Source organism: Polaromonas sp. P1_F2, from assembly GCF_056405735.1.
In genome coordinates this window covers 322,876-333,810 of the sequence record NZ_JBFUBN010000005.1, presented here as the reverse complement: position 1 = coordinate 333,810, position 10,935 = coordinate 322,876, and the positions used below count along the sequence as shown (strand labels likewise).

At 67.3% G+C, this 10,935-nt stretch carries 8 protein-coding genes and 2 pseudogenes; 4 read left to right on the top strand and 6 right to left on the bottom strand.

Translation table 11 applies throughout. The annotated features are described in order from the left end of the window. The first annotated feature begins 186 nt into the window (after nt 1-186). Nucleotides 187-1,419, top strand: a complete 1,233-nt coding sequence (locus AC1D0O_RS13145) for an MFS transporter (RefSeq protein WP_477653955.1) — start codon at nt 187-189, stop codon at nt 1,417-1,419. Between the two features lie 54 nt (nt 1,420-1,473). Further along, nucleotides 1,474-1,974: a single-stranded DNA-binding protein gene (gene ssb, locus AC1D0O_RS13140; protein WP_411885621.1), complete on the top strand. Its 501-nt coding sequence runs from the start codon at nt 1,474-1,476 to the stop codon at nt 1,972-1,974. Nucleotides 1,975-2,041: 67 nt separating this feature from the next. Here the strand turns inward: ssb and AC1D0O_RS13135 are convergent, their stop codons facing one another. The 3 genes from AC1D0O_RS13135 to AC1D0O_RS13125 are packed head-to-tail and all read right to left on the bottom strand — an operon-like array spanning nt 2,042 to nt 4,666. After that, nucleotides 2,042-2,503: a DUF2917 domain-containing protein gene (locus AC1D0O_RS13135; protein WP_477653954.1), complete on the bottom strand. Its 462-nt coding sequence runs from the start codon at nt 2,501-2,503 to the stop codon at nt 2,042-2,044. Nucleotides 2,504-2,554: 51 nt separating this feature from the next. Continuing rightward, complete coding sequence (locus tag AC1D0O_RS13130; protein ID WP_477653953.1) at nt 2,555-4,381, bottom strand: AfsR/SARP family transcriptional regulator; 1,827 nt, start codon at nt 4,379-4,381, stop codon at nt 2,555-2,557. A 9-nt stretch (nt 4,382-4,390) separates the two neighbouring features. Then, complete coding sequence (locus tag AC1D0O_RS13125) at nt 4,391-4,666, bottom strand: DUF4242 domain-containing protein (RefSeq protein ID WP_477653952.1); 276 nt, start codon at nt 4,664-4,666, stop codon at nt 4,391-4,393. Between the two features lie 220 nt (nt 4,667-4,886). On the opposite strand from AC1D0O_RS13125, the gene AC1D0O_RS13120 reads away from it, so the two are divergent. Further along, the gene (locus tag AC1D0O_RS13120; protein WP_477653951.1) at nt 4,887-6,296 is read left to right on the top strand and encodes a MipA/OmpV family protein; all 1,410 of its coding nucleotides are present in this window, start codon (nt 4,887-4,889) and stop codon (nt 6,294-6,296) included. On the opposite strand, the gene mnmA is transcribed toward AC1D0O_RS13120, so the two are convergent. Then, nucleotides 6,275-7,489, bottom strand: coding sequence for a tRNA 2-thiouridine(34) synthase MnmA (gene mnmA / locus AC1D0O_RS13115; protein WP_477653950.1), 1,215 nt, complete (start codon nt 7,487-7,489; stop codon nt 6,275-6,277). The two genes, AC1D0O_RS13120 and mnmA, sit on opposite strands and share 22 nt — an antisense overlap. 184 nt (nt 7,490-7,673) lie before the next feature. Here mnmA and AC1D0O_RS13110 point away from each other — a divergent pair, with 184 nt between their 5' ends. Next, on the top strand, nt 7,674-9,275 hold the full coding sequence (locus AC1D0O_RS13110) for an OpgD/OpgG family glucan biosynthesis protein (RefSeq protein ID WP_477653949.1): 1,602 nt from the start codon (nt 7,674-7,676) through the stop codon (nt 9,273-9,275). Here the strand turns inward: AC1D0O_RS13110 and AC1D0O_RS13105 are convergent. Both AC1D0O_RS13105 and AC1D0O_RS13100 read right to left on the bottom strand, forming a co-directional pair. Then, nucleotides 9,269-9,730, bottom strand: a pseudogene (locus tag AC1D0O_RS13105) (NUDIX hydrolase); the annotation flags it as partial. The gene AC1D0O_RS13110 and the pseudogene AC1D0O_RS13105 sit on opposite strands and share 7 nt — an antisense overlap. 237 nt (nt 9,731-9,967) lie before the next feature. After that, a pseudogene (locus tag AC1D0O_RS13100) lies at nt 9,968-10,906 on the bottom strand (LysR family transcriptional regulator); the annotation flags it as partial. Nucleotides 10,907-10,935: the final 29 nt, after the last annotated feature.

Below are 10,935 nucleotides of genomic sequence, written 5' to 3'. Positions count from 1 at the left end.
CATCATAGACCGAAGCATCGTTTCAAGCACAATAGCTGTCTGGACAAGGTCCGGGCGGCGGGGCTTGTCGCGCTCCGGCGGCCCAACGCCCCGATTCGCCCCGGCTTTGGCCATTTATTCCGTTTTTTTAGTCTTTTTGCCTGTTTTATTCCCGTGCCCGCGCCATCCTCCCCCGTGTCCTTTCCCATGACCGCCACCGAGCGGCGCGCCAGCGCCTCGCTGGCGTCGATTTTTGCGCTGCGCATGCTGGGGCTGTTCCTGGTGCTGCCGGTGTTCGCGCTTGAGGCGGCCAAATACCCCGGCGGCGATGATCCGGCGCGTGTCGGCCTGGCCATGGGCATTTACGGGCTGACGCAGGGCCTGCTGCAGATTCCCTTCGGCATCGCTTCGGACTGGTGGGGCCGCAAACCAGTAATTATTTCCGGCCTGCTCATATTTGCCCTGGGCAGTTTCATCGCGGCCTGGGCTCCGGACCTGAACTGGCTGGTTGCCGGCCGCGCGCTGCAGGGCGCGGGCGCCATTTCGGCCGCCGTCACCGCGCTGCTGGCCGATTCCACGCGCGATGAGGTGCGCACCAAGGCCATGGCGCTGGTGGGCGGCAGCATCGCGCTGATGTTCGCGCTCTCGCTGCTCATCGCGCCGCTGCTTGCGGCCTATATCGGCCTGCACGGCCTGTTCGCCCTGACCGGCGCGCTGGCGCTGGCCGGCATCGCGGTGGTCGCCTGGTGGGTGCCGCCCGAGCCAGTGGAGCACGTGAATCGACCGCGCGGCAGCCTGCTCGAAGTCCTGAAAGACCCGGCCCTGCTGCGGCTGGATTTCGGCGTGTTCGTGCTGCATGCGGTGCAGCTGGCCATGTGGGTGGCGATTCCGGCGCTGCTGGTGGCGTCCGGGCTGGACAAGGCCGGCCACTGGCAGGTCTACCTGCCGGCGGTGCTGGCCTCTTTTGTCGTGATGGGCGCGGTGCTGTTCCCGCTGGAGCGGCGCGGTTACCTGCGGGCCGTGTTCCTGGGCGCCGTGGGCCTGGTCTTTGTGGTGCAGCTGGGACTGCTGTGGGTGGCCTCATCGGCCCCGGCGCCGCACGGCCTGGCCGCATTGGCTGCGCTGCTGTTCCTGTTTTTCTGCGGTTTTAACGTGCTGGAGGCCACCCAACCCAGCCTCGCGTCCCGGCTGGCGCCGGCGCATGCGCGCGGCGCGGCCCTGGGGGTGTACAACACCCTGCAATCGCTGGGGTTTTTTGCCGGTGGCGCGGTCGGCGGCTGGGTCACCAAGGCGCACGGCGCCCAGGGGCTTTTCCTGCTGTGCGGCGGCCTGATGCTGGCCTGGCTGCTGGTTGCCTGGCCCATGCGGGCGCCCGGGCGCCATGCGGCTACGGAGCCCTCGGGCGGCGAGGCCTTGCCGGGCCAGCCAGTTAAACTGTAGTCATTCATAAATAGCAGGGCCCTCGCTCTGTAGATCAGCTCAGGAGAACCCCTCATGGCATCCGTCAATAAAGTCATCGTCGTCGGCAATCTGGGCCGCGACCCCGAAATGCGCAGCTTCCCGAGCGGCGACCAGGTCGCCAACGTCACCATCGCCACCACCGACAAGTGGAAGGACAAGCAGACCGGTGAAATGAAGGAAGCCACTGAATGGCACCGTGTGGTGTTCAACGGCCGCCTGGCCGAGATCGTCGGCCAGTACCTGCGCAAAGGCTCGCAGGTCTATGTGGAAGGCTCGCTGCGCACGCGCAAGTGGACCGACAAGGACGGCATCGAAAAGTACACCACCGAAATCCGTGCCGACCAGATGCAGATGCTGGGCAGCCGCCAAGGCATGGGCGGCCCCGGCGGTGATGACGGCGGTGGCGGCGGCTACGAAGCCCCGCGCCAGTCGGCACCGGCGCGCGCACCGGCGGCAGCCGCACCACGGCAGGCGCCCGCGGCGTCCAAGGCGGCCAGCGGCTTTGACGACATGGACGACGACATCCCGTTCTGACCCGCAGGGCGCAAGTCGCCAACGAAACAAAAGGCCCCAGGCGTTGACGCCTCGGGCCTTTTTTCTTTCAGGCCCGGCGGCCCGGCTCCCGCGCCGCGCTGCCTTCCAGCGCAATGAAGACAGTGTGGCGGTCAGTGATCTCGCAACAGCCGCGTGCGCGCCTGGCCCCTGCCGCCGCGTTGCGCGCCAGCGCGGCGAAGCCACGCGCCGCCATCCAGGCCAGGAAGGCCGCGCCGCTCAAGGGCAGGGCAAACCAGGCGCCGGTAAAACCCGCGCGGCGGGGTTCCCAGCGCAGGATCACGCCCTGCGAGCTTCCGGCCGGTTCGATCACCGCGTTCTCATGGTCGCCAAGGCGCACGCGTTGGCCAACGTCGATGAAGTGGTCGCCGGGATCGTTGTTGCGCGTGAGCCAGAGCCGGCCCCGCAGCACCGTCAGTTCGCCACCGCGCCGGGGCAGGCGCAACGCCTGGCCGGGCACCAGGTGACGGGTTGCGCCGTGACGCACGGCGCCCTTGGATTTTGCATTCATCGTGAGCCTTTTGAGGTGTTGCCGCGCAGGAGTGGCCGCGCCGTTGCCGTGTCAAAGCCCGGCCAGGGCGTGTAGCGCGGGGTTGTCGATCTGGCCGGCGAGCAGCTTCGCCGCGGCCGCGCTCGCGCTGTCGCCCAGGGCGGCGCGATGCAGGCAGGCGCGCACCGTGAGTTCGCGCATGCCGCTGCGCGCGGCGAGGTCCTGCAGTTCGTTGACCCAGGCCGAGGCCTGGGGCATGGCCTCTGCCACCGCGACGCCGCACAGCGCGTCGAGCGCATAGCCCTTGCCCCACAGGTAGGCATCGGGCAGGCGTACGCAGCGCGCCAGCGCGTCGACCAGGATCTCGGCGGCGCGACGGGGTTCGCCGCGCGCCATCGCCACGCGTCCCAGCCCCCGGCCGGCAATGCCTTCCCAGCAAGGGTCGCCGATCTGGCAACCGAGCGCGAAGGCATGCTCGAAACGGTTCGCGGCGCCCTCCACGTCGCCGCGCAGCAGGTCGACTTCGGCCCGCAGCGATTGCGGCCAGGGCACAAAAGCGGTCCAGCCCGGCTGGGCCAAAGCCACCGACCGGTCCAGGGCGTCGGCGGCGGCGTCCAGCTCGCCGTGCAGCAGCAGGGCGCGCCCCAGCATGGACAGCGCATAGGCGCGCTGCCTGGGGTCACCGGCGGCGGCGCCCAGTGCCTCGGCCTCTCGTAGCAGGGCTATGGCGGGCGCGTAGTGCGCGGTGTCGCTGAGCGCGGAGCCGTGCACGGTGGCGATGCGCGCCTGCTCCGCGCGGTCGCCGCCGGCCAGCGGCGCCGCGCGCTGCAGCCAGGCCAGCGTGCGCTCGTAGCGGCCGCGCAGGAACTCGACGTATCCGAGTTCACGGCAGGCCGCCGCGGCCAGCGCCGGCGAGGCATCGCGGCCGACTTCCAGCGCTTCGTGAAGGGCCGTGGCGCCTTCCTCATCGCGCCCGCGCGCGGCATGCACCAGCGCACCGCCCAGGGCGACGCGGGCACGCGCGCGCAGCGCCGCGTCGCCGGTGGCGTCGGCCTCGACGATGGCGCGGCGCAGGCATTGAAGCCCGGCATCGAGCGCGCCGGCGCCGATCGCCGCCTCCCCGGCTTCCAGTTGCGCGAGTGCCGCGGCGCGCCCGGTGGCGGGCCGTGCGGTGGGCGTCGCGGTGGCCGTGCGCAGGGCGGCATCCAGCGCGGCACCGGGCTGCACCCCGAGTTCGCGCTGGAACAATTCACGGCAGGCGGCGGCCTGGCGCGCCGCGCCGACCCCGTCGCCCGAAGCCGCGAGGCTGCGCACCAGCAGGGCCTGGTAGTTTTCGTCGAGCGGGTTGTGCCGCACCAGCCGGCCGGCCAGTCCGGCCGCCTCGGCCATGGCGCCGGCGGCCATGCGGGCCAGGGCGGCTTCGCGCAACACGGCTTCCGCGGCGGCCTGGAGATGGCGGCGCTCCGCGGCGAGCCAGACCTCGAAGGCCGGGCTGCCCGAGAAGTTCATGCCCTCCAGCAGTTCGCGGTCCAGGCCGGGCACGCACAGGGCTTGCGCCCAGCTCCCCGACAGCACGGCCCTGAGGTCGACATAACTGGCCGGCGTCAAAGGCAAGGCGATCAGTTCGCCGCGCAGTTCCGCATGGCCGAGCAGGCGACGCAGTTCGCTGAGGTTCCAGCGCAGGGCAGCCAGCGGGTCTTCGGCATCCTCGAACAGCAAACCCGCCAGGTGTTTGCGGCTGACCGGCGCATCGCTGCGCACCAGGTAGGCCAGCAGGCCCCAGGCCTTGTGCCCGCGCGGCGCCGGCACGGGCTGGCCGCCGCGCTCCACACGCGGCGGGCCGAGCAGGTGGACGGCAAGCCCCAGGGGTGGCGGCAGGCTTGAGGTTTGCGCGTCCACCGGCGGGCCTCAGGCTTCGGCGGTGGTGGGGTCGATGACGCCGGTGACCCGCGCGACGGAGTCCGCCGGGAAGCCGCCCCTGCGCGCATGCTCCCTCACGAGTTCTTCGCTGGCCGCGTTGTAGATGCAGTACATCTTGCCCCCCGTCAGGTAGCTTTTGACCCACTGCACTTCGGGGCCCAGCTCGCGCAGCACGCCGCACGATTTCTGGGAGATGGAGTGCAGCTCGGCGGGCTTGAGGGCGCCGAGTCCGGGGATGGCACGTTCGATCACGAATTTGGGCATAACAGGCTCCGTAAAGTTGAAGGAGACCCGAAGATAGGCAGTGTACGTGTGAGCTGCCGTGTGAGGAAATGGGTTCAGAGGGCATGCCGGCCTAGCCCATTTGTGCCTTTTTGCTTACAAGTTGAACGGGCCGGGGCGCGCCTTTCATGGATAGCATCTGGGTGTTCGTGGTGCCCTGCCTGGCGGCAGCACTTTCCAACAGCAGATTTCCTTCAAAAAAATGACGAACCTGATCTCCGCGCCGCGCAGCTTCCTTCTGGGCGCCACCTTTGCACTGGGCAGTCTTTGCGGCCTGCAGCCGGCCCTGGCCGGCGGCAACACCGAACCTCTCACCGACATCCTCTCGACGCCCGGCAGCGCGGGGCTGGGTTTTGTGACGCGCGTCGAGCGCTCCCCCTACAAGGATGCGGGCACCCGCTACGACCTGCTGCCGCTTTACCTTTACGAGGGCGAGCGGCTGTTCCTGCATGCCAACCGGGGCGGCGTGAAGCTGCTCAACGGCAGCGAGCGGCGGCTGGACCTTTTTGTGGAGCAGCGCCTGGAAGGCTTTCCCACCGAGCGCCTGCCGGCCAGCCTGGCCGGCATGTCGGCGCGTGACTCCGCCATCGACCTCGGCCTGGCCTACCGCTGGCGCCAGCCCTGGGGCACGCTGCAGGCCGAGCTGGTGCACGACATCGGCAACACCTACAAGGGCAATGAATTCCGCCTTGGCTACACCTACGACTGGCGCTCCGGCCCCTGGATGCTGCGCCCCAGCCTGACAGTGGCGTTTCGCGACGCCAAGCTCAACAACTATTACTACGGCGTGCAGCCCGGCGAGGCCACGGCAAGCCGTCCCGCCTACGAGCCCGGCGCGGGCGTGCAGACTTCGCTGGGCCTTTACGGCTCCTATGACGTCACGGAACGCTGGCGCCTGCTGGCCGGCGTATCAGCGACGTTTCTGGGAAACAAGGTCAAGGACAGCCCCATCGTGCAAAAAAGCGTGCTGCCCGCGGTCTATGTGGGCGCGGCCTACGACTTCGGCGGCCACAAGCGCGAGTGGGCCGAGGACGGCTCGCCCACTTACTTCAAGGTGCTGTACGGCAAGTCCACCGAAGACGGCTGCCACCTGGCCAAGATCATCACGGCGCAGTGCCTGTCGACGGCCAAGACCAACCCGACCAGCATCAGCGGCGTGCAGATCGGCAAGCCTTTCATCAACAACGTGAACGGCTGGCCGCTGGACTTCATCGGCTATGTGGGCCTGACGCACCACAACGACCGCGGCCTGCAGCCCAACGGCCTGCAACTCGACCTGTTCATGAAAGCCGTGTATTCAGGCTTTCCCTGGAGCGACCGCGTGAAGACCCGGCTGGGCTTGGGGGTTGGCGTGTCGATGGCGCAGCGGGCCCCTTACATCGAGTCCTCCAGCCTGGCGGCCAACGGCAAGCCGGCCTCGCGCATGCTCAACTTCCTGGACCCGACCCTCGACGTGAGCCTGGGCGACCTGATCGGCTACCGGCCGCTCAAGGAAACCTACATCGGTTTCGGCGTGTCGCACCGCTCGGGGATTTTTGGCTCGTCGCGCCTGCTGGGCAACGTCAACGGCGGCTCCAACTACATCTACACCTACGTCGAAACGGCGCTGTGACGCGCCGCGCCGGTGTGAGGTGACACCGCGGGCTGGTTCTGCACATTGCTGGCGGTGATCACGCCGCCGCCCAGGCAGACCTCGCCCTGGTAGAGCACGGCCGATTGCCCCGGCGTGACTGCCCATTGCGCATCGCTGAACGCCAACTCACAGCCGGCTATGGAGGACTGGCGAAGTTCGCAGGGCGCGTCGGTCTGCCGGTAACGCGTCTTGGCCGCCATGGCGCCCGGCGCCGGTGCGTTGCCGGCTACCCAGCTGCAGTCCTGCGCCGTCAGCACCGTCGATTGCAGCCAGGGATGCTCATGGCCTTGCACCACCCACAGCGTGTTGGTGTCCAGGTCCTTGCGCGCCACGAACCAGGGCTCGTGTTCGCCCACGCCGCGCAGCCCGCGTGCCTGCGCGGCCTTCAAGTCGGCGCCTTTGGCTTTCACGCCGCCTATGCCCAGGCCCTGGCGCTGGCCCAGCGTGTAGAAGGACAGGCCCACGTGTTCGCCCAGCACGCGACCCTTGTCGTTTTTGATGGGGCCGGGCGCCTTGGCGATGTAACGGTTCAGGAAATCGCGGAAAGGCCGCTCGCCGATAAAGCAGATGCCGGTCGAGTCCTTCTTCTTCGCATTCGGCAGGCCGATCTCGTCGGCGATGCGGCGCACTTCGGTCTTGTGCAGCTCGCCGACCGGGAACAGCGTTTTCGAGAGCTGCGCCTGGTTCAGCCGATGCAGGAAATAGCTCTGGTCCTTGGCCGGGTCCAGGCCCTTGAGCAGCTCATGCAGGCCGTTGATTTCGTTTTTGCGCACGCGCGCATAGTGCCCGGTCGCGATTTTTTCGGCCCCCAGGCGCATGGCGTGGTCCAGGAAGGCCTTGAACTTGATCTCGGCGTTGCACAGGATGTCGGGGTTGGGCGTGCGGCCGGCCTGGTATTCGCGCAGGAATTCGGCGAACACGCGGTCCTTGTAGTCGGCCGCGAAATTGACGTGCTCGATCTCGATGCCGATCACGTCGGCCACGGCGGCGGCGTCGACAAAATCGATGTTGGACGAGCAGTATTCGCTGTCGTCGTCATCTTCCCAGTTCTTCATGAAGATGCCGATAACCTCGTGGCCCTGCTGTTTGAGCAGGTGCGCCGTCACTGCGGAGTCCACGCCTCCGCTCAAACCCACGACGATCCGCTGCGCGGACTTGCCTTTTTGACCCATGGGGCAATTATCCCCGTAGCCCCAAACACCGGGGGTTTGCGGGGATGATGGCGCGCCCGGGCGCGGCTCGCCGGAGCAAACCGCCGGGTTTGCTGAGCCGTTCGGACTATTGTCGATAGTTGCACGGCATCTTCGCAGGTGTTTCCCGCACAATGGAATGCCCTTTCTTGCAGGAGCTGCCACTTTGCAACGACGTCAATTTCTTTCTCGCACCGGGCAGGCCGTCACAGCCGCCGGCATGGCCACCGGGCTGCCATGGCTTTCGTCGCTGGCCCAGGCCGCCGGCCTCAAGCCCGTGGGCAAAGCCCAAGCCTTCGACTACGCGGTGCTCAAGGGCCAGGCGCGCGACTTGTCGGCCAAACCCTTCCAGTCCCGGTCGACGGCCTTGCCGGCCGGTATTTCGGACTTGAACTGGGACCAGCACCAGGCCATCCGTTTTCGGGACGACCATGCCTTGTGGGGCGATGACAAGCTGCGCTTCGTGGCCAAGTTTTTCCACCTCGGCCTGTTCTTCAAGGCACCAGTGCGCATGCATGAAGTGAGCAACGGCCAGGCACAGGAACTGGCCTATGACCCGGCGATGTTTGATTACGGGAAAAGCGGCGTGCGGGGCGACAAGCTTCCCGCCGATCTCGGTTTTGCCGGTTTTCGGCTGAATTTCCACACCGATCCGGTGCGTGACGTGGCGGCCTTCCTCGGCGCAAGCTACTTTCGCGCGGTGGGCGGCGAATGGCAGTATGGCCAGTCGGCGCGGGGCCTGGCCATCGACACGGCGCAAACTTTCCCGGAAGAGTTCCCGGATTTCATCGGCTACTGGCTCGAAAAGCCGGACCCGAAAGCCGCTTCACTGACCGTCTACGCCCTGCTGGACTCGCCGAGCGTCAGCGGCGCCTACCGCTTTGTGATCACGCCGGGCGACACGCAGGTCATGGACCTGGACGTGGCGCTGTACCCGCGTAAAACCATAGCCCGCCTGGGCATCGCGCCATGCACCAGCATGTTCCAGACCGGCGAAAACGACAGGCGCATGGGCTGGGACTGGCGCGGCGAAATCCACGACACCGACGGCCTGGCCATGCACAGCGGCACGGGCGAATGGCTGTGGCGCCCATTGACCAATCCGGCGCAGCTGCAGTTCAACGCCTTCCAGGACGACAACCCGCGCGGTTTTGGCTTGATGCAGCGCGACCGCAACTTCGACCATTACCAGGACGACGGCGTGTTCTATGACAAACGCCCGAGCCTGTGGGTCGAGCCCAAAACGGGCTGGGGCGCGGGCTCGGTGCAACTGGTGGAAATCCCGACGGTGGACGAAACCTTTGACAACATCGTGGCCTTCTGGAACCCCAGGGACAAGCCGCAGGCAGGGCAGGAGTTGCTGTTTTCCTACCGGTTGCATTGGGGTGGCCAGCCGCCTGCGGCGCAAGGGCCGCTGGCGCGCTGTGTGGCCACGCGCACCGGCCTGGGCGGCGTGGTCGGGCAAAAGCGCACAGCCTATGCATGGCGTTTTGCCGTCGATTTTGCGGGCGGCGACTTTGGATTACTGAGCGCCAAGGCCCAGGTCAAAGCCGTGATTACCGCCTCGCGCGGCACCATTGAATTGACGTCGGCCCGGCCGTTGGATGCCATCAGGGGCTGGCGCGCCATGTTCGACCTGCGCCCCGATGGCGACAGCACCGCACCCATCAACCTGCGCATGCATTTGCAGGTCGACGGCCAGTCATTGACGGAAACCTGGCTGTACCAATGGACGCCGCCGCCCGTGGCGCAGCGGACTCTTTACTGAGGACTGCCCTGGCCCAGCGGAGCATGCACGCTGGGATCCGTTGTCACCAGATTTAGCGGGTAACGCTTGCCGGCCAGGTAGTCTTCCATGCAGGTCAGCAGCAGGGGGCTGCGGTGCATGGGGACGCTGGCCCGGATCTCGTCGGCCGTCAGCCAGACGGTGCGCACAATGCCTTCGTCCAGCGCCTGGCCGGGCACGTGCTCGCCGAGTTCGCCGCAGAAGGCGAAGCGCAGGTAGGTGATGTCCAGCGCTTCGTCCTGCCCGGGCACGGCCCGCTCGAAGCGCGACAGGTAGACGCCGACGATGGCGGTGGGCTTGAAATGGAAGGCGGTCTCTTCCAGCGTCTCGCGGGCGCAGCCCTGCACCGGGCTTTCGCCCGGGTCCAGGTGGCCGGCGGGGTTGTTGAGCTTGAGGCCGTCCCGGGTTTCCTCTTCCACCAGCAGGAATTTGGGGACGCCGTCGATTATTTTTTCTATCACCGCAGCGACCGTGACGCTGGGCTTCCATCGATTGTTCATGGCCGTGATTATCCGTGGCGCGGGTGACAGTTTCTGTGGGTATTTTTTTGCTCCTTCCCCCATTGGGGGAAGGTTGGGATGGGGGCCGCCGGCGATTGAAGTTGCGCCGGTGGTGTTTTGAGGCCGTCGGCCCCTACCCCAACCCTCCCCCAGCGGGGGGGGAGCAAGAGGGCTTGCACCGAACCCGCGGGCAAAACTCTCGCGCAGATGCTCGACAAAATACTGCACGGCCTTGGGCACCTGGGCCGACCAGGGCCGCAAGGCATAGATGCGCTCGCCGAAGAAGCCTTGCACCTGCCAGTCGGGAAGCACATGAACCAGGGATGGGGACTGGCCGGAGGTCGCGGGCACGCTGAAGTCCGGCAGCAGGCCTATGCCCAGGCCGGCCACCAGCGCCTCGCGCAGCACTTCGCTGTTGTTGGCTTTCAGGGTGCCGGTGATGTTGACTCCGACCTGTTCGCGCGATTTGCGCTTTCCGCTGCGCACAAAGGTCCAGCTCGCGGTGTTGTGGCTGCCGAGATAGAGCAGGCAGTCGTGCGCGGCGAGTTCCGACGGCTGTGTGGGCACACCGCGCCGCGCCAGGTAATCGGGGCTGGCCAGCAGGATGGAGCGTGTCTCGCACAGCACCCAGGCCACATGGGTTTCGGGCGGCGCGTTGGTGTGGCGTATCGCCAGGTCGAAACCCTCGTTGGCCAGGTTCACGAAGCGGTCGGTCAGCTCAAGCTCGATGTGGATCTCGGGAAAGCGCTTGAGGAATGCCGCCACGCAGGGCGCCAGGTGCTGGCGTCCCAGCGCCACCGGCGCGGTCACGCGGATCAGCCCGCGCGGCGTGCCGACCAGGTCTTTCACCGCCGAATAGCTTTCGCTGATGCGGTTGAAGGCCGGCTGCATGCCGTTGACCAGCTGCTGGCCGGCCTCGGTCAGGCCCACCGAACGTGTGGTGCGCCGTACCAGCGTCACGCCGGCGGCGCGCTCCAGCTCGCTGATGCGCATACTGGCCGAGGCCTTGGAGACGCCCAGGCGGCGCGCCGTCTCGGTAAAGCTGCGAGTGGCGGCCAGCACAGTCAGCAGGTGCAGGTCGGCCACCAGGGGAGAAAGCTGGTCGGAGGACATCGGTAAAGCGCCTCAGGCGCCTGATTGTT